The organism is Pseudomonas sp. G2-4 (assembly GCF_030064125.1).
Lineage (GTDB): Bacteria > Pseudomonadota > Gammaproteobacteria > Pseudomonadales > Pseudomonadaceae > Aquipseudomonas.
Genome location: NZ_CP125957.1, coordinates 2,593,551 through 2,612,199, shown reverse-complemented (window position 1 = coordinate 2,612,199; position 18,649 = coordinate 2,593,551). Strand labels below are relative to the sequence as shown.

The 18,649-nt window shown below is 57.5% G+C and carries 20 protein-coding genes; 11 read left to right on the top strand and 9 right to left on the bottom strand.

The annotated features are described in order from the left end of the window. The first annotated feature begins 2 nt into the window (after positions 1 to 2). Complete coding sequence (locus tag QNH97_RS11730; RefSeq protein ID WP_283556960.1) at positions 3 to 437, top strand: universal stress protein; 435 nt, start codon at positions 3 to 5, stop codon at positions 435 to 437. A gap of 98 nt (positions 438 to 535) precedes the next feature. Here the strand turns inward: QNH97_RS11730 and QNH97_RS11725 are convergent, their stop codons facing one another. From QNH97_RS11725 to QNH97_RS11700, 6 genes are all read right to left on the bottom strand, one after another. Next, positions 536 to 823, bottom strand: a complete 288-nt coding sequence (locus QNH97_RS11725) for a cyd operon YbgE family protein (protein WP_283556959.1) — start codon at positions 821 to 823, stop codon at positions 536 to 538. Continuing rightward, entirely contained in the window at positions 820 to 942 is a 123-nt protein-coding gene (cydX, locus tag QNH97_RS11720) for a cytochrome bd-I oxidase subunit CydX (RefSeq protein WP_283556958.1), read from the bottom strand. The genes QNH97_RS11725 and cydX overlap by 4 nt, the downstream gene beginning before the upstream one ends. 21 nt (positions 943 to 963) lie before the next feature. Continuing rightward, complete coding sequence (gene cydB, locus QNH97_RS11715) at positions 964 to 2,100, bottom strand: cytochrome d ubiquinol oxidase subunit II (protein ID WP_283556957.1); 1,137 nt, start codon at positions 2,098 to 2,100, stop codon at positions 964 to 966. Beyond that, positions 2,093 to 3,664 carry a cytochrome ubiquinol oxidase subunit I gene (locus QNH97_RS11710; RefSeq protein ID WP_283556956.1) on the bottom strand — a complete coding sequence of 524 codons (1,572 nt, stop codon included), beginning with the start codon at positions 3,662 to 3,664 and terminating at the stop codon, positions 2,093 to 2,095. Before QNH97_RS11710 ends, cydB begins: the two co-directional genes overlap by 8 nt. Beyond that, positions 3,661 to 3,837: a cytochrome oxidase putative small subunit CydP gene (gene cydP / locus QNH97_RS11705; RefSeq protein WP_025214032.1), complete on the bottom strand. Its 177-nt coding sequence runs from the start codon at positions 3,835 to 3,837 to the stop codon at positions 3,661 to 3,663. The genes QNH97_RS11710 and cydP overlap by 4 nt, the downstream gene beginning before the upstream one ends. A 174-nt stretch (positions 3,838 to 4,011) precedes the next feature. Continuing rightward, positions 4,012 to 5,334: a sigma-54 interaction domain-containing protein gene (locus QNH97_RS11700; protein ID WP_283556955.1), complete on the bottom strand. Its 1,323-nt coding sequence runs from the start codon at positions 5,332 to 5,334 to the stop codon at positions 4,012 to 4,014. 228 nt (positions 5,335 to 5,562) lie between these two features. Here QNH97_RS11700 and QNH97_RS11695 point away from each other — a divergent pair, with 228 nt between their 5' ends. The 8 genes from QNH97_RS11695 (at position 5,563) to yghU (ending at position 12,239) form a co-directional block, all read left to right on the top strand. After that, entirely contained in the window at positions 5,563 to 6,441 is an 879-nt protein-coding gene (locus QNH97_RS11695; RefSeq protein ID WP_283556954.1) for an MBL fold metallo-hydrolase, read from the top strand. Positions 6,442 to 6,479: 38 nt separating this feature from the next. Beyond that, on the top strand, positions 6,480 to 8,150 hold the full coding sequence (locus tag QNH97_RS11690; protein WP_283556953.1) for a bifunctional protein tyrosine phosphatase family protein/NAD(P)/FAD-dependent oxidoreductase: 1,671 nt from the start codon (positions 6,480 to 6,482) through the stop codon (positions 8,148 to 8,150). A gap of 28 nt (positions 8,151 to 8,178) precedes the next feature. Then, positions 8,179 to 8,982 carry a sulfite exporter TauE/SafE family protein gene (locus QNH97_RS11685; protein ID WP_283556952.1) on the top strand — a complete coding sequence of 268 codons (804 nt, stop codon included), beginning with the start codon at positions 8,179 to 8,181 and terminating at the stop codon, positions 8,980 to 8,982. 30 nt (positions 8,983 to 9,012) lie between these two features. After that, positions 9,013 to 9,447, top strand: coding sequence for a YeeE/YedE family protein (locus tag QNH97_RS11680; RefSeq protein ID WP_283556951.1), 435 nt, complete (start codon positions 9,013 to 9,015; stop codon positions 9,445 to 9,447). A 2-nt stretch (positions 9,448 to 9,449) separates the two neighbouring features. Next, positions 9,450 to 9,869, top strand: a complete 420-nt coding sequence (locus tag QNH97_RS11675; protein ID WP_283556950.1) for a DUF6691 family protein — start codon at positions 9,450 to 9,452, stop codon at positions 9,867 to 9,869. 15 nt (positions 9,870 to 9,884) lie between these two features. Continuing rightward, entirely contained in the window at positions 9,885 to 10,070 is a 186-nt protein-coding gene (locus QNH97_RS11670; RefSeq protein WP_283556949.1) for a YgaP family membrane protein, read from the top strand. A 69-nt stretch (positions 10,071 to 10,139) separates the two neighbouring features. Further along, positions 10,140 to 11,219: an ArsO family NAD(P)H-dependent flavin-containing monooxygenase gene (locus QNH97_RS11665; protein ID WP_283556948.1), complete on the top strand. Its 1,080-nt coding sequence runs from the start codon at positions 10,140 to 10,142 to the stop codon at positions 11,217 to 11,219. 180 nt (positions 11,220 to 11,399) lie between these two features. Further along, complete coding sequence (yghU, locus tag QNH97_RS11660) at positions 11,400 to 12,239, top strand: glutathione-dependent disulfide-bond oxidoreductase (RefSeq protein WP_283556947.1); 840 nt, start codon at positions 11,400 to 11,402, stop codon at positions 12,237 to 12,239. A 106-nt stretch (positions 12,240 to 12,345) separates the two neighbouring features. Here yghU and QNH97_RS11655 read toward each other — a convergent pair whose 3' ends face one another. Both QNH97_RS11655 and QNH97_RS11650 read right to left on the bottom strand, forming a co-directional pair. Continuing rightward, positions 12,346 to 13,272 carry a Gfo/Idh/MocA family protein gene (locus tag QNH97_RS11655; RefSeq protein ID WP_283556946.1) on the bottom strand — a complete coding sequence of 309 codons (927 nt, stop codon included), beginning with the start codon at positions 13,270 to 13,272 and terminating at the stop codon, positions 12,346 to 12,348. 89 nt (positions 13,273 to 13,361) lie between these two features. Then, positions 13,362 to 14,168, bottom strand: a complete 807-nt coding sequence (locus QNH97_RS11650; RefSeq protein WP_283556945.1) for a DeoR/GlpR family DNA-binding transcription regulator — start codon at positions 14,166 to 14,168, stop codon at positions 13,362 to 13,364. Between the two features lie 497 nt (positions 14,169 to 14,665). On the opposite strand from QNH97_RS11650, the gene QNH97_RS11645 reads away from it, so the two are divergent. After that, positions 14,666 to 15,757 (top strand): hypothetical protein, encoded by a 1,092-nt coding sequence (locus tag QNH97_RS11645; RefSeq protein ID WP_283556944.1) that lies wholly within the window; start codon positions 14,666 to 14,668, stop codon positions 15,755 to 15,757. Between the two features lie 356 nt (positions 15,758 to 16,113). On the opposite strand, the gene QNH97_RS11640 is transcribed toward QNH97_RS11645, so the two are convergent. After that, positions 16,114 to 17,025 carry a hypothetical protein gene (locus QNH97_RS11640; RefSeq protein ID WP_283556943.1) on the bottom strand — a complete coding sequence of 304 codons (912 nt, stop codon included), beginning with the start codon at positions 17,023 to 17,025 and terminating at the stop codon, positions 16,114 to 16,116. Between the two features lie 1,181 nt (positions 17,026 to 18,206). Between QNH97_RS11640 and QNH97_RS11635 the strand changes: the two genes are divergently transcribed. After that, a complete protein-coding gene (locus tag QNH97_RS11635) occupies positions 18,207 to 18,569 on the top strand; it encodes a DUF6124 family protein (RefSeq protein WP_283556942.1) in 363 nt (120 codons plus the stop codon). The last annotated feature ends 80 nt before the right edge of the window (positions 18,570 to 18,649 follow it).

Below are 18,649 nucleotides of genomic sequence, written 5' to 3'. Positions count from 1 at the left end.
AAATGCACAAGGTATTGGTCGCTATCGATGGTTCAGAGCATTCGGGACGGGTGGTGCAGTACGTTATCGGACTGATCCAGGATGGAGGTCTGCTGGGCGGCAGTGTGGAGGTGCATCTGGTGAATGTGCAGTCATTCCTGCCCACGCGCATTGCACAAGCCATGGACAGCGATGAACTCACTCGCTACTACGATGGCAAGAGTGCCGAAGAAGCACAAAAGGCAATCGCTCTCCTGAAGCAGCAACGCATCGCCTTCACCTTCCATACGCTACGTGGCGACGTGGCCAGCAAAATCGTGGCGCACTCCAAATCCCTGGGGTGCGACAGCATCATCATGGGTTCACACGGCAGTGGCTTTCTGGAAGGCATCTTCCTCGGATCGGTCGCGGCCAAGGTGATCCAGCTGTCCACTATCCCGATTACCTTGGTCAAATAGCCGATAGTGACGTGCTTCAATTTTTACGAAAAAATGAACGGCCCAGGAACAATCCTGTAGCCGTTCTTATGTGGCCTTGTTGAACGCGCAACCGGCGCTCACCGCACGAACATCAGCCAGCCTGCCAGCGCCAATGCCGCACTGCAGGTCCAGCCTGAAAACAGCCACCGCCAGACCCACATCCGCGGGATAAAACCCACGCCTCTCACAAACGCCACACTCATGGCCGCGAACAATGCCGTGGCCAGCCCATGGTCAGCTTTGCCATCGGGGGCCGCCATCAGAGGGGGATAGAGCGTACAGGCGAGCATGATCACCACGGCGATGATCAAACTCAGCACATGAAGCTGTGAAGAGGCCTCGGCCTTAGCCACATTCGGCGTCATGATGGCTCCTCGTCACTGTCACTCAGGGCGCGACCTGCTTCGTTCTCACCCCACATTGCATTCAGTATCGCCAGTAGCAGCGCAAAGCCCACTCCCAGCATCCAGGCGAAATACCACATGTCTTTGACTCCTTTGCTGGCCTAGTAGGCTGAATGTTCGTTGGCTTTGATCTGTGCGACGGTGACCTTGCCGCGCATGACCCGATAGGCCCACGAGGTATAAATCACGATCAGTGGCATGAAGATCAACGTGGCCCAGAACATGATGGCCAGGCTTAAATGACTGGAGACGCTGTCCCACACGGTAAGGCTCGCTGCAGGCACTGTTGATGACGGCATGATGAATGGAAACATCGACACACCCGCCGTACTGATGACGGCGATCACCGCAAGCGATGAGGCCACAAACGCCGACAGTGTGCGACGCATCATCAACAACATGGCCGCACCTGCTGCACCAACCAATCCCAGAACGGGCAACAGCCATAACAAAGGATAAAGACCGTAGTTGGCCATCCACGCCCCGGGTTCGCGCACCACGGACTTGTTGAGAATGTCGGGTAGACCGGCGGTATCCACCCACGATGTAATGCGATAACCGTCGATCCATTGCAGCCAGATACCGGCCGCTATGAACGAGCACACCAATACGATTGCCGCCCCCACTGCCCCTTTGATGGCCCTGGCCTGGATAACACCCTCAGTGCGATGCGCCAGATAAGCGCCGCCCTGCAAGGTGATCATCGCACTACTCACAACGCCGGTCAGAAGCGCAAAGGGATTCAGTAGTTGCCAGAAACTGCCGGTATAGGTCGATACCAGAAGGTCGTTGAAGTGAAACGGTACACCTTGCAGCAGGTTGCCGAACGCAATCCCGAATACCAGGGGCGGCACGGCCCCACCCACAAAAAGCCCCCAATCCCACGTGCTGCGCCAAGCGGCGTTGTGAATCTTGCTGCGGTAGTCAAACCCCACCGGGCGGAAGAACAGCGCCCAGAGGACCAGAATCATCGCCCAGTAGAATCCGCTGAACGCGGTGGCGTACACCACCGGCCATGCGGCGAACAGTGCGCCGCCTGCGGTAATGAACCAGACCTGATTCCCATCCCAATGCGGTCCTACGGTGTTGATGACCACGCGTCGCTCCATGTCATTGCGACCAACAAACGGCAGCAACGTGCCGACGCCCATGTCGTGACCGTCCATGATGGCGAAACCTATCAGCAGGACGCCGACCAGCGCCCACCAGATGATCTTGAGGGTGAAGTAATCAAGCATGGTGAAGCTCCTTCAACTTGGCGTCGTAGATATAACGGCCTGTGCCCAGGCTGCCGGGCCCTTGGCGGGCGAACTTGACCATCAGGAACATCTCCACCGCCAGCAGCACGGTGTAGAAGACGACGAACCCCGCGAGCGAGCCATACAGGTTGTTGACGCTGAGGGTCGAGACGCTCATATGGGTCGGCAGTACGCCGTAGATGGTCCAGGGCTGACGACCATACTCGGCAACGAACCAGCCCAGCTCACAGGAGATCCACGGAGCAGGCAGCATGAGCAGCGCCCAACGGAGTAACCAGCGGCTTCGTGAGCACGTCGATTTCAGTGTGCTCCAGAAGGCGAGCGCGAAGAGCAGCAGCATGGCAAAACCCAGGCCTACCATGATCCGGAACGCCCAAAACATAGGCGTCACACGCGGTACGGTATCGTTCACCGCCTTTTCTATAATGGCGGGTGTCGCCTGATTGACGTCTTCGACATAGCGTTTGAGCAACAGCCCAAAACCCAGATCAGCTTTGTATTCTTCAAACGCTTGACGTGCGGCCAAATCGCCGCGATTGGCCCTGAGCGCTTCAAGTGCATTGACGGCGGGGATACCGCGCAGGATTCGAGCGCGGTTCTTTTCCTTGATCTCATGAATCCCTGGAATCTGCTTGCTCACCGAGCGTGTTCCAATCAGGCCCATTACCCATGGCACCTCGACCTCCCAGTTGTTTCTGGACTCGGCTTCGTTGATGCTGGCCACCAGCGTAAGGCCGGCTGGCGCGGGCTTGGTTTCCCACATCGCCTCCATTGCGGCCAGTTTGGTTTGCTGTGCTTCGCCCACCGTGTAGCCGGACTCATCCCCGAGCACGATCACACTCAGCACGGATGCCAGACCGAAGGCCGCCGCAACACGAAAGCTCCGCTTGGCGAACTCGACATCACGATTTTTCAGCAGGTACCAACTCGAAATCGACAGCACGAACATTGAGCCGGTGACGTAGCCTGCCGAAACGGTGTGGACAAACTTGGCTTGCGCCACGGGGTTGAAAACCACCGCCCAGAAATCGACCATTTCCATGCGCATGGTGATGTAGCTGAACTCTGAACCCACCGGGTTCTGCATCCACCCATTGGCAATCAGGATCCACAACGCCGACAGGTTCGTGCCAATCGCCATCAACAGTGTCACCAGCAAGTGATGCTGTCTCTTGAGGCGGTCCCAACCAAAAAAGAACAACCCGATCATGGTCGACTCAAGGAAGAACGCCATCAATCCTTCAATGGCCAGCGGGGCACCGAAGATGTCACCGACGTAGTGCGAGTAGTACGCCCAGTTGGTGCCGAACTGAAATTCCAGGGTGATGCCGGTGGTCACTCCCAAGGCGAAGTTGATACCGAACAACTTGCCCCAGAAGCGCGTCATGTCCTTCCAGATGACATTGCCAGTCATCACGTAAACGCTTTCCATAATCACCAGCAGCCACACCATGCCCACGGTGAGCGGTACAAACAGAAAGTGGTACAGCGCGGTGGCCGCGAATTGCAGCCGTGACAAATCCACCAGTTGTTCTGAGATCACTTGCTTGCCCCTTGAGCCGAGGTGGGTCCGCCGAACCTGTCGCTGATGGTGTTCGAGTCGACGCTGACGCGCGAATCCTTGATGAACAGCCACCACAGCACTGTCAACACAACCAGCTTGATCAGTACTGCTGTGAGCAGATGGCGACGTAGTCGTTTATCGGAAATAGTCATGACCCGGCTGTAGCACGGGCCATGCCAAAGGCAAGGACTGATTTTTTATTGATATAAAACAATCAGTTACTGAAAACGATAGGAGTCCATCGTTTACCGTGGAGAGGAAAAGGCCCTGCCAGACTGCCGGCATGGCAGTCACTGGCAGTCATTGGCAGTGAGGCTCGATGGCCCTCAGGCCAGGCCCTGCTCTTTCAGCCGTCTGTACAACGTGCGCTCACTGACACCCAAGTATCTGGCCAGTTCACTGCGGGTCCCTTTGAAGGACGCCACTGTCTGCTCCAAGGTTCGGTTATCGGGTATTGGCGTTGAAGCCTGGGCCGATATCGTCGCGGTGACCGCAGGTAGGTGCACGGCGTGGATGACGCCGTCATCGGCGAACAGGCTGGCTCTTTCCAAAACATTGCGCAGCTCGCGGATGTTGCCCGGCCAGGAAAACCGCTGCAGTTGCTCCAGGGCCTGAGGGTCGATGGTCAGCCGACGTTTTCCTGTACCGGAACGTTGCAGGAACGAGTTCACCAACAAGCTGATGTCTTCAAGCCGGTTGCGCAAGGGAGGCAAGTGTATGGGAAAGACGCTGATTCGATAGTAGAGGTCTTGCCTGAACTCACCCTTCGCGACCATTTGCTCCAAAGGCTTGTGAGTGGCAGCCACCAATCTGAAATCCGCGTGCTGGGTTTCTACGCTGCCGACACGGCGATAGGTCCCAGACTCAATCAGGCGCAGCAATTTCACCTGCATGGCCAGGGGAACGTCGCCGATTTCGTCGAGAAACAACGTACCGCCCTGGGCCGTCTCAACCAGGCCCACCTTGCGCAGGGTGGCGCCGGTGAACGCGCCCTTCTCATGGCCGAACAGTTCGCTCTCGAACAAGGATTCGGTCAACCCGGAGCAATCCACCACCACAAAAGGTCCCGTGGCGCGGTCACTGGTTTCATGCACGGCGCGGGCGAACAGTTCCTTGCCCGTGCCGGACTCGCCCAGCAGCAATACCGGCAACATCGAGGGCGCTACCCGCTGCAGTTCCGACAAGGCCTGGTTGAAGGCCGGTGAGCTGCCCACCAGTCCTTCATTGCTGGGTCGGGCCGACGCGCTGCGTACCAGGGTGAGACGCTCCACATAGGCGGTAATGACGCCCTGCTCATTCAGGATGGGGCGCAGCTCCACGTCAACGTGTTCAGGCCCGCGGGGCGTGTGGTGGATGTGCAAGACCCGATCCGGGCCACGCACCTCCCGGGCCTTTATCATCGGACAATTCTCACCCGCCTGGTCGCACGGGACATCGTAGTGGTGGGAAACCTGATAGCACTTATGGCCAATGAACGGTTTGTCAGCGCTACCGAACTGACGCAGGTAGGCCGTATTGGCCGCCAGGATGTTGTAGTCAGGATCGAGGACAATCATCGGCTGTGGCTCGTGCTCGAGAAACGAAACCAGGGACTGCACCTGGTCAGGGTGCGGAAGCGGGGTTAACAGCGCCGGCAAGGTGTTTGTCATCGTGGCTCCCGTGACTCCATCCAGAATGAGGTGGCACTGCCACTATGCCAACAAACACTGCCAATGGCAGTGATTTTCCATGAGCGCAGCAATGGCAGCGTCTGACCTTAAAAATAAAATTCATATAAATCAACATAATAAAAACAAAATACGACTGGCTGCGGGCCTGGCAGATTTATTGCTGTATCCATCCTTTGAGCGGCTAGGCGCCCCCCAAGGAGACACGTCATGAGCGTAAAACTGCACGTCGAGGGATTTTTCGATCCTGAAACCCACACCGTCAGCTATCTGGTGCTGGACGAAGTGACCCACCACTGCGCATTGGTCGACAGCGTCCTGGATTACGACCCAAAATCCGGCCGTACCCAAACCACTTCTGCGGACAAGCTGATCGCCCGAGTGGCCGAGTTGGACGCAAAGGTCCAGTGGATCCTTGAAACCCACGTCCATGCCGATCACCTCACCGCCGCGCCATACCTGAAAGAAAAACTCGGCGGCAAGATCGGCATCGGAAGCCGGATTGCCAGCGTGCAGGAAGTCTTTGGCACGCTGTTCAATACTGGCGGCGACATGGCCCGCGACGGGAGTCAGTTCGATCATCTGTTCGGCAGTGACGAGCCGTTCACCCTCGGCACGTTGCAATGCCGCGCCCTGCATACGCCGGGCCACACGCCTGCCTGCATGACGTATGTCATCAGCGACGGCAGGGAAACAGCTGCCTTCGTCGGCGATACCCTGTTCATGCCGGACTACGGAACCGCACGCTGTGACTTTCCCGGCGGCGATGCTCGCGCACTGTTCCATTCAATCAACAAGGTCCTGAGCCTGCCGGCCGACACCCTCCTCTACACCTGTCACGATTATCAGCCGGATGGCCGCGAGGTTCAGTTCGCCAGCACCGTGGCCGAGCAACGCGCCGACAACGTTCATGTGCGTAACGGCATCAGTGAAGAGGAATTTGTCGCGATGCGCACCAAGCGCGATGCCTCGATGGACATGCCGACGCTGATCCTGCCATCGGTGCAGGTCAACATGCGCGCCGGGCACTTCCCCGAGCCGGAGGCGAACGGTACGCGCTACCTGAAGATCCCCCTCGATAGGCTCTGACGTCCCCTCATAAGAAAATAGTCATCACGGAGACATCCATGGACATCCGCCACCTTGCGTCCGGCTTATCGGTATCCGAACAGATACTTCCCAATCAATTGAGTGAACTCAAAAACAGTGGCTTTCGCGCCATCATCTGTAACCGTCCGGACGGTGAAGGCAGCGATCAACCCTTGTTCGCCGAAATCAAACGCGTCGCGCAAACCATGGGCATTGAGGCGCACTATCTTCCGGCTGAATCCGGCAAAGTCACCGACGAACAAGGCGTTGCCTTCGGCAAGTTGTTTGAATCATTGCCCAAACCGGTGTTGGCGTATTGCCGTTCCGGCATGCGCTCGACGACGATGTGGGCCCTGTCGCAAGCCGGCCAACAACCTTTGCCGCAGATCGTCGAAATGGCCAAAAAAGCCGGCTTCGACATGAAAGGCGTCATCCGCAGGATTGCCAACAAGGGACGCACGCCGGTTGAAGTGGCCGAGGCCGAACATGCGGTGGTCATTATCGGCGGCGGCGCGGCGGGCATCGCCACCGCGTCGAGTTTGTTGGCACGTGATCCAGGCTTGGACATTGCCATCATCGACCCGGCGGATGTGCACTATTACCAGCCTGGCTGGACACTCGTCGGCAGTGGCGTGTTTGAAGCGTCCCGAACGGCCCACACGATGGGTGCGACCATTCCCCGGGGCGTGCATTGGATAAAAGCGGCCGTAGCGGCGTTCGAACCGGAAAAAAACGCCGTCATTCTCGATGGGTGCAGGGTGGTCCGATACGAACAGCTGGTCGTGTGCCCCGGCCTCAAACTGGACTGGCACGCCATCGAAGGCTTATCGGAAACACTGGGGCGCAATGGCGTCACTTCCAACTACCTGTATCACCTGGCCCCCTATACCTGGCAACAGGTGCAGCAACTGCGCAGTGGCCGGGCGATTTTCACGCAACCGCCCATGCCGATCAAATGTGCCGGGGCGCCGCAAAAAGCCATGTACCTCTCCGCCGACCACTGGAAGCGTCAAGGGGTACTCGAGCATATCGAGATTGATTTCTGCAGCGCCGGCGCGGTGCTGTTCGGCGTTCCTGACTACGTGCCGGCGCTCATGGAATACGTCAATGCCTATGGGATCGACCTGAGTTTCGGCAGTACGCTGACTGGCGTTGACGGGCCGGCGCAAACGGCCACCTTCAGTTGCGTTAAATCCGACGGCACTACCCACCGGGTGACGCACGACTTCGACCTGCTGCATGTGGTGCCACCGCAGATTGCGCCGGACTTCATCCGCGTCAGCCCCCTCGCCGACGCGGCGGGCTGGGTCGACGTCGACCCCGTCAGCCTGCGTCATAAAACCTGGGCGAATATTCACGCATTGGGAGACGCCACCAATACCAGCAACGCTAAAACAGCGGCAGCGGCACGTAAGCAGGCACCCGTCGTTGCCCATAACGTGCTGGCGGCAATGGGCAAGGCCAAAGGCGGCGCCCATTACGATGGCTACGGTTCCTGCCCGCTAACCGTCGAACGAGGCAAGATCGTCCTTGCTGAATTCACCTACGGCGGCAAGGTCGCCCCCAGCTTCCCGTCCTGGCTGATTGACGGCACCCGACCATCGAGACTGGCGTGGCTGCTCAAAGAGCGGATTCTTCCACCGCTGTATTGGAAGGGAATGCTCAAGGGCCGTGAGTGGTTGGCAAAACCAGAGCTGGCGGACCTATGAAGTCCAACCTGAACGCCAGGAGATCGAGATGATTGCAGTCTTGCTGCTGGGCTTGACGGTGGGTGTGATCCTGGCGCTGACCGGCGCAGGCGGAGGCATACTCGCCGTCCCGTTCCTGGTGTTTGGCGTGGGTTTGAGCATGGCCGAAGCCGGGCCTATTGGTTTGCTCGCGGTGGGCTTAGCCGCCACCCTGGGCGCGGTGATGGGCCTTCGTAACGGCATCGTGCGCTATAAGGCGGCACTGCTGACCGCTGGCGCAGGGGTCGTTTGTTCGCCGCTTGGCCTGTGGCTGGCCCAACGTACCCCTAACCGTCCGCTGACGATCATGTTTGCCTTTTTGCTGATGTACGTGGCGTTCCGGGCGCTGCAAAAATCACGGCCTACTCGCGTCGGAGCAAAGCCACCCGGCACGCGCAAACCACCGCCCTGCGTCCTGGATGAGAACCGGGGCAAGCTGAACTGGACCGGTCCTTGTGCATGGGCGCTTACCGCATCGGGTGTGGTCGCAGGGGTTCTTTCCGGCTTGCTCGGCGTAGGCGGCGGTTTCGTCATGGTCCCGGCGCTGCAGCGATACACCAACTTGACCACTCAGTCGGTGCTCGCCACCTCCCTAACGGTGATTGCACTGGTTTCCCTGTCAGGGGTTGTGGCGAGTTCGGCGGCGGGACACCTGCAATGGGCGGTGGCTCTACCATTTTCCATTGGCGCAATCATCGGCATGGGCGGCGGGCGCCTGATCGCGGCCAGGCTGCCGGAGCCCTACTTACAAAAAGGCTTTGCCCTTTTGTCTGCGCTGGTGGCAGTGGCCCTCCTGGTGAAGGCCCTGGGTTGAATATCAACGATGATGCACCGGAGAACACTCATGAATGTTGACTGGCTCAACTTCACCCCTTGGTCATCCCTGGCCGGCGGCATGCTGATAGGCCTGGCGGCCAGCCTGTTCGTCGTCGCCAACGGGCGCATCGCCGGCATCAGTGGGCTGATCGGTAGCCTTCTGCAACGGGATGGCGAAGGCGTCAGCGAAAAGGCCCTGTTTCTTCTGGGCCTGCTGGTCGCACCGCTTTTATGGGGGGTGTTTGCCACCTTGCCGTCGATCGAGTTCCAGAGTGGCTGGCTTGGCCTCATCGTCGCGGGTCTGTTGGTGGGTGTGGGCACCCGCTACGGTTCAGGCTGCACCAGCGGCCATGGCGTGTGCGGCCTGTCGCGCCTGTCACCACGCTCGATGGTCGCCACGGCGTGCTTCATGCTCAGCGGTTTCGCGACGGTATTTGTCCTGCGTCATGTGATGGGGGTTTGAACATGCTCAAACTGACTGCATTCATAGCCGGCCTGTTGTTCGGCTTGGGCTTGCTCCTGGCGGGCATGGCCAACCCGACAAAAGTACTGGCCTTCTTGGACCTGACTGGCGCCTGGGACCCTTCCCTGGCCTTGGTGATGATCGGGGCGATCGGCATTGCCATCGGCCCACTGACCTGGGCACGCCAGCAATCCCGCTCACTGCTTGGAAGCCCCATGCAGCTACCGGCCAAGCGCGAGCTGGACCCGCGCCTGATCGGCGGCAGCCTGGTGTTCGGCATCGGTTGGGGAATCGCGGGTATCTGTCCCGGCCCCGCCGTGGCGATCCTGCTGACCGGACACTGGCAAATCCTTGTGTTCATGCTAGCCATGCTGGCTGGCATGTTGTTGTTCACGGCGCTGGAGACCCGGCGCCCCCATTGATCGGGAGATCACAGCATGAATGCCAATATCGGAACCATCGACCGTAGCCTACGCATCATCATTGGGCTTGTACTCATCGCCTTGAGCCTGACCGGCGTGATCGGCTTGTGGGGCTGGATCGGCGTGGTGCCGCTGGCCACGGGCATCTTCCGTTTCTGTCCGGTCTATCGGTTACTGGGCATCAGAACCTGTAAGCGTTAATGAGACAGGTACTGCCCTTCCGTCGTCGGGGCACAACGCCCCTGCAAGCACAACTCAAGGCTCACCGTCATGACTCATTCGAGCGCCAGCCAAGTAGACGTCGTCATTGTCGGTGGGGGGCAATCCGCTTTGGCGGTCGCCTACTTCCTGCGTCGCACCCCATTGTCGTTCGTCATCCTCGACGCCGAGCAAGCGCCCGGGGGCGCCTGGCGACATGGTTGGAACTCGTTGCGCCTGTTTTCTCCGGCCACCTGGAGTTCGATTCCTGGCTGGATGATGCCGCCTACGCAAGAGGGCTACCCATCGCGCAACCATGTCATCGACTACCTTCAACAATACGAACAGCGCTACCGATTTCCGGTGGAGCGCCCCGTGCGGGTCACTCGCGTGGAGCGTACGCAGACGGGTTTACGGGTGTGTTCTGACCACAGGCATTGGGATGCCAAGGTGGTGGTCAGCGCCACCGGAACGTGGAGCAACCCTTACATCCCGCACTACCCGGATGCCGAACTGTTCGCCGGGCAACAATTGCACTCGGCCAACTACGTCCAGGCGCAGCCATTCGCGGGCAAGCGCGTGTTGGTGGTGGGAGGCGGCAATTCCGGGGCGCAGATACTGGCTGAGGTTTCCAACGTCGCACAGACCACCTGGGTGACGCCCGTAGAACCCTTGTTCTTGCCCGACGACGTGGATGGACGCGTGTTGTTCGAGCGCGCCACCGAGCGCTGGAAAGCCCAACTGGAAGGACGCATCATCGAGCAGCCCGTGGGTGGGTTGGGTGACATCGTCATGGTCCCGCCCGTGGTCGATGCGCGGGCGCGCAACGCACTCGAATCTGTGCGGCCTTTCGAGCGTTTCACGCGCCACGGCGTGATCTGGGCCGATGGTTCCGAGTCCGCGGCGGACGTGGTGATCTGGTGCACCGGTTTCAGGCCCGCCCTGCAGCATCTGGATACCCTGGGAGTGATCAATACCGAAGGCCGTGTCGAGGTCCAAGGCGCCCGCTCGACGCTAGAACCCCGGCTATGGCTGGTCGGCTATGGCGAGTGGACAGGTTCGGCTTCCGCCACGTTGATCGGCGTCACACGCACGGCCCGCAGCACGGTCAACGAAATCACCGCCGTCCTTGTCGATCAATCGGTTGCCTAGCCCGGCTACACCTCAGGACTGGCGAGTCGACCACCACGCGCAGCACAGCCTGTGATAGTTTCTCTGTTCCCAGTCGAAGGCCTGGCCCTAGGCTTCTGTGTTGCGCCTCCTACCATCCCTTCAGGTGCCCTACTCCCGCTGTCGACTGGATCATCACCAGTAAACGATAAGGTACGACTCATGAGCAAAGCGTCCTATGTCCCTCCCAAGGTCTGGAAAAATGAGGCCCCGTCCGGCGGCCAGTTCGCCAGCATCAACCGCCCGATTGCCGGGCCGACCCACGAAAAGACACTGCCGATCGGCAAGCATCCGTTGCAGCTCTATTCCCTGGCCACGCCCAATGGCGTGAAGGTGACCATTCTGCTTGAGGAGCTGCTGGCGCTCGGGCACACCGGCGCGGAATACGACGCCTGGCTGATTCGCATCAACGAAGGCGACCAGTTTTCCAGCGGCTTCGTCGAGATCAATCCCAATTCAAAAATCCCGGCCCTGCAGGACCGCAGCGTAGAGCCGCCCGTCCGCGTCTTCGAATCCGGTTCGATCCTGCTTTACCTGGCGGAAAAATTCGGCGCCTTCCTGCCGTCCGATCCGGCCGGTCGCACCGAAACCCTGAACTGGCTGTTCTGGCAGATGGGTGCAGCGCCCTACCTGGGTGGCGGCTTCGGGCATTTCTATGCCTACGCGCCGGAAAAATTCGAGTACCCCATCAACCGCTTCACCATGGAAGCCAAGCGGCAACTGGATGTCCTGGATCGCCGCCTGGGCGAAAGCCAATACTTGGCGGGCGACCACTACACCATTGCCGACATCGCAGTCTGGCCCTGGTACGGCCAACTGGTGCGCAACAACGTGTATTCGGCGGCAGAGTTTCTTTCTGCACAGGAATACACCCATGTGCAGCGTTGGGCGGAAGAGATCGCCAAGCGGCCGGCGGTCATCCGTGGGCAACGGGTCAACCGGACGTGGGGCGATGAAGCGAGCCAGGTGCCGGAGCGGCATCAGGCTGAAGATTTGGGCTGAACCTGCCCTGTCGCTAGCGGCAGCATAAAAACCGATTGGCCGATTGCGCCCAAGAGTGTTCAGTCTCGAAGGCGCAATTGCCCGGGTTCCCCTGCCTGAATGGCGATTAATCGTAGAACGGTTCAACCGTCGCACGGCTGCCGACAAAAAAGCTGTCCGCGACCAGTCGCAGCGGCTGCAGGTCCACGTCGCTGGTTTTGTCAGCGATCAGCTGTTGGAAATGGCGATACACCGCCGCGTACTCACCCTCGTGTGAAACGGCCTGACGCACGCCATCAATGCTCAACAGTGCACCGCCGTTGTCCAGGCGCAAGAGGCCTTCGCGACAGCGAATCTCGATGCTCCAGAGTTCATCATGACCGTGGTCGAAGTCGAACTCTGCGTGGATATCGAGGTGGCGCGCGTCCGACATTTTGATGCTGGCGGCGATAGGCGACTGGCAGTTGCTCGGGACCCGCAGTTCTGCGGCCTCGACGAACAGGGGTAGCGCCAACAGATGGGTGACAATCGACAAGGCATTGATGCCGGGATCGAACACGCCCAGGCCGCCGGGTTGCCAGATCCACGCCTGACCGGGGTGCCATTTGCGCACGTCTTCCTTCCAGTCGATCTTCACGCTTTCCAGGGTGCGGGTGGCCAGCCAGTCACGGGCGGCCTCGATGCCAGGCGCGTAACGCGAATGCCAGGCGAACAGACCGCTGACGCCTTGCGCCTGGATCTGATCGACCAACATCATCGCCTCACCCAACGTAGCGCACGGCGGTTTTTCGACCAGCACGTGTTTGCCAGCGGCCAGCGCTTGCTGCACCAAGGCAAATCGACCTTGCGGGGGCGTGCAAAACGCGATGGCATCGACCTGCGGGCCATTCTCGAGCAGTTCGCCCAGAGACCGGAAGTTCTCCACCCCGGGGCAAGGTTGCCCTTGCGTGGCGACAGACACCAGCTGGAACGCCGGATTGGCGAGGATAGCGGGATGATGTTGATCCTGGGCAATCTTGCCGTAGCCCACCAGACCGAGACGAATCGGTTGCATCAATGACTCCAGTTTTTGTCTTTATGATGGGTCAGCAAACTAGACGTAAATCGCGTGGCGGACAATGGGTTGTCGAGCCTTCAAGCATTTCAAGCCTGCTCCTGCTCGCGCCGTTGTTCGCGGGCGGCCGTCATGACATTCGAAATCCGGCCAAAAAACGGTTCCAGGCGCTCACGGGGTGCATCGTGCTCCACCACCAGCGCGGCGACCTCTTCACACGACGCCACTTGATAGTGAGCCACGCTGGACAGTTTTTCATTGGTCACGGCCACCACCACCTGCCCGCTCGCGGCGACCACCGCACGCTTGAACTCCGCGTCATCCAGACCGAACGCCGTGACGCCGTTGTCCGGGTCAATGGCGCAAGCACCCAAAAAGCACACGTCAAAATTGAACTGACGCAGTTGCTGTACCGCCGTCAGCCCAATCGCGCCTCCCGCCACCGGGTTCAAACGGCCGCCCAACAGGATGACCTCGGCACGAGGCAGCTTCATCAACTGCACCGCAATCAACGGCGAATTGGTCGTGAGGGTCAACGGCAGTTGCGGGTCGATGGCGCAGGCGATGGCCAGGTTGGTCGACCCGGCATCGATGAAGACGTGCTGGCCGTCCCGGAGCAATGAAGCTGCCGCTTGTCCAAGACTGTGCTTGCGCGCGGGGTCTTGCTGCACTCGAACGTCCAGTGACCCTTCAGCGCCGGGCAACAGGATGGCGCCGCCGTAGACGCGCTTGCACAAACCCGCCGCGGCCAAGACGCCCAAGTCGCGCCGGATCGAGTGTTCGGAGACATTGAATTCGCTGGCCAGATCAGCGGCGATCACCCGGCCGTATTGGGCCAGACGCTGGCGGATCAATTGCTGGCGTTCGCCGGGAAACGCTTCGTTAGGTGAAGGCATGGGATTCACAACCTGCATGAGCGAGCATAAGTGTTCATAAACGAGCAAAATATGCCGGCTATTCAGCGGCGCGTCAAATTGAAGGTTGGGCGAGGTCGCTGTTCAGGGTTGAGATAAATCCTACCGCGTAAGCGAGATCAAACCGGTCTATTCCGGGATGGGCTGGCAACAAACTGGGACAGCCTATGCAATACCGTTGTACCAGGGTTCGGGTGGGGTGGGGAGGATCAGTTGGCTAGGTACAACAGGAATCTTGGGATTGCTTGATAGCTCAGAAAAAAACTGTCTAGGGTAACCAATCCAATGGATCAGACACGGCCCGACTTTGCTTAGAAACCACAAGGGAATGGCTACTTTAGGGTGATAGCTAAATGATATGCTTTAATTCTTACAATCGGAGTATCGATGGTAAGGAGCGGTCCTTGGACTGAGGATCATCCGAGTAACCAACTACAAATTCAAAAGCAGCCCTAACATGGGCAGGGTAAGGAAGCCAAATGACTCAAAATTCGTCCTCCACTAGCTTTCAGTTGCCTAGTCGTCTAGGCGTCGCAGCCGATCTGTGTTTCTCCGTCTCCGATCACGTTGGATACCTAGCGGATTGCTTGCTCGTTCATGATGAAGTCGTGATTCCGCTTGATGCAGCAGTATTGAATGTACTGGAAGCAGCTTTTGATACGAACCAGCTCCGACTGCTGCTACAGGAAAAAAGGATTCGTTTTTGCCCTTCTTACTCTTTAGGTTATGCAAACGGTCTTAAACCGGAAACGTATGATCGTGACCAGTTTTTCGCCAAAGTCCGCGCTTGGGACTTGCACAAATCTAAAAGTGATCGTGATGGTCTATTCTCGGAAATAGAAAAAACGTTCGTTGATCCTATTTCCTCCAATTATTCTACTTGGCTACCCGCCAGGGATGCTATTGAGGATTCATTCGGTCATTACGCCGCGCGGCCAGGTTATGAATTTCTTTTTCCTGGTGAGCGATACTATGAAACCGGCGCCATAAGTGGAGTCGCCCGAATGAACGACCTGCTATTGGCGGGAGTTCCGTCCATGGAGATGGATATGGAGTTACCTCAACTTTTAGAACTGTGCTTCCCAATCAAGCGATTGGGAAGCGCATCGCCCGGAGCTGATCATTTCGCGGCAAAACATGTAATTAATAAACTTCATAAAATTGAAAATCTTCCAACGTTTGAAACAGGCGAACGTCCTGATTTCCTAAGACCCATTGAGGAAGTCAAAAACATTGTTAATATTGTCCTGAGTGATGAAGCCCACGATCTCAGGGTGTGGCTTGCGAAAAACTTGACTGCCAATCTTGATGTACGAGCAGCATACGACTCAGCTGAAAAGCGCTTACCGTCCAAAAAGTCATGGACGAACTGGATTAGGTTTGGGATGACCACTGGCGCCGGTACGGTAGCCGGTATGTTTTTGGCGGGCCCGCCAGGAGCAATAGTGGGCGCAGCAATAGGGGCAGCAGATTTGGCAAGCGGTGAAAAAGCTGTCGCCATGTTTGATGGTTACCACCCTAAGATATGGTTATCGCATATGCAACGTACCGGATTACTGAAAAAAATCTAACACCATACAGCATTGTTGCTCAAGATTGGTAAACGCAGAGTATCTGACGACGGTATGGTACCCGAGGGACAGAAACTCCGCTCCTAGACTCCACTATGATGGAGGCCTTAATAAAGAAGGTGTTTGCCGACCCCCTCTGCACTGATCAAATGATGGGCGAGTTAGTTACTGGGACGGCAAATACTACTACACGAACCGAGATAGACCAACCAACCATTTTTGACCATATGGATCAGCAGCCGGCCGGCACTCTTTCCGGCTGTCATTCTTATAAACAGGTTTCGCAAAACGTTATTGGTAACGATGAGTGCCTATTTCGACCACTTAAGAGAAAAAAATCGCTCTTAGACGCGACATTATTCACCAGGCTTTTTTTCTACAATTATCTGGCTGTTCGGGATACCCAGCTGACGCTTAGTACTACCGTCTGCAAAAGCAATAACAGTCGTGTTACCAAAGCCTTTGAATTGCACTGTCACACCAACATAAGCCTTATAGCCTTCTGGCGACTTAGCTTCCTTGGCTACCAGTGCGTCAGGTAACAAAGCATTATATGGCGCTTTGACGTAGACAGTTGCGTATTCAATACGAACTTGAGCCATGCGCATGGCACCGTCCATGAGTTGACCCGAAACACCTCCCATCAATAACGGCAAAAACATGATTACACTGATGCATGCAAGATAAGCATTTTTTGCTTTTCCAGCTTCTCCCGATTTCTGTAACGCATCCTTCTCTGGGGTGGCGATCACGGTGTTAAGCAACCGCTCATGGCTACGGTATTGCGCTCCCGCCGCCTTTACCACCGAATAGAATAGGTAAAGCGCTATGGAAAGCAGCGGCAAGTTCCAATAAGCCGCGTTGTCACGCTGCCCGAATCCCCAGATCAACATCACAGCCAACGCCGCGCAGGGAATTGCACTCCAATGGAAGTGCGCCAGTTCGTATGCCATTTTTTTGTTCGAACGAGTTTTCTTCTTCATATATGCATAGGCAAAATTTAACACGGGCCGTATCACTATCGACAGGCAAATGCCCAGCGAAACCAAGCAGCCAACAAACAGTGCGTAAACAACACCAAAACAACTCGCGGCTAGTAGGAACAACAGCCCATCGCCTAAGGTAAGGCCTTGGGGGAAATGACCAACTCGTAAGGCGTAGATGACTACACAGGCACTGCCTAGACCGATACTGAATTTGAGCGCCGCACCAGTCAGCTTTAAAAGGCTTTCAGTGGTGGACTCAAGGGAGGAAATCACTGTTTTCATAAAGACACATCTTTCGGGTGGGTTAGAAGTTTTATCGAGCTCCCGTATGATATCGACTCGATACTCAGAGCGTGAGACAAAAATGCTCAGTGCTCGCACTGAACATCGTACGTCCCGATAATTTTCGCTAAACATTCATTAGAGACTTTCCCTGATTCCTTCCAATGTATTCTGATCCCAAAGTGCGAGCTCAGCATCGCTTCGTGTGAGTTCGTGAGGCTACAACCTCCATCGCAATTGCCTACACCAACTATCGAATCCACCGGCAGCGCATCCATAGCGCCGCCGGCATCTTATCCCCATCACCGTTCGCGGTGACGGGGCAGAGCAGCCTGCGTTGGTACTTAGGTGCCTCCCCTGAAGGAACAGATCGCTCCACCCGATGTTTGATGGCGCTGTACGCCAGGCCCCTAGGCTTTCTGGCAATTTCCAGTTCTCCAGTCGACTCCGGCTACAGCGGCTATCTTTTAGCGCCCCGGCTACTTATGAGGGCTGTGCGAGGGTTCAACTGACTGCATCGAATTGCGAGCTCTTTGCGGGCGACCGCCATTGCAAAGCATCAAAGCCCAATGAGTGACGTTGAAGACGGCAGCCAGAGCCCACATGGAAAACCCGACCTCCCGCCCCAAACCCCACCCCACAGAACGCACCGTTGTTGCGAACACGATCTCGGCTAATCCCGCAACCCTTCCGCTGTCGTGTAGTCTGCGGCGCGATCTCGTTTAAGCATTGAGGAGTACTCAACTCCGCGTAATGCACTGTGTTTGCAGTAATACAAACCCAGGATCCTGGCGAAGAGAAGTCGCTCCGTTTAATTTTCATAAACATACCGGCGCGGACACGTTTAAATACATTCGCAATTACGCCCTAAAGGCTACGAGACCTTGCGTCCTTACTTACGTGTGCGTCAGAATCCGCTGGCTTGTGCGCTTTGGCCCCGGCCTCTATCGTTTACCTGCCACTGCCCATCAGTGGTCGGGTTTAGTAGCCCGGACGGTGTTAGTAAGGTGCATAAGTACCATTCAGTCAGGTCGTTCTATTCCTGCATTTAATGGTGGTTGTGCGCAGGGCGCTCTTGGGCGCGCCGGGTTTACTAATTCCACCGGTCTACTAACCTGCGCACAGCCGCCACCCTTCTTTTAGTAGAGAACGGTTGCGGCCCCAGCTGAGGAATTAGTCATATGTTCAAGGTTACTCCCAACCCCCCGGATATCGATCCGGTACTCTACGGCGACTCTCTCGACCCTAAAAAGCTGAAAGAGGCGGCAGACCGCGCGCTCAGCTTCTACCTAAATCCCGGGGCAACGAAAACGCAGATACTGCCCCGCAAGCCCGGTACGATCTTCACCATCGACGCAGCGGTGGATGACGAAACGTTGCTGGTCGAGGCATGCGAATCCCTGGCATCCGCCAGCGTGATGGTCAGCGATCTGGCCGACTTAACGGACGGCCCACGACGCCAAACCATGCTGGTGCTGCAACGGGTCATCATGTTGGGTGAGTTAGCGGTCAATCGAGTACTGGACAACCACAAGCCTGGGTAGACGCCAGGCGAATAGCGAGGGCGCTTGTGCCCTCGCTATTTAGCACATTCAAAAGTCCTACCGCGACGCGCTTCCTCATT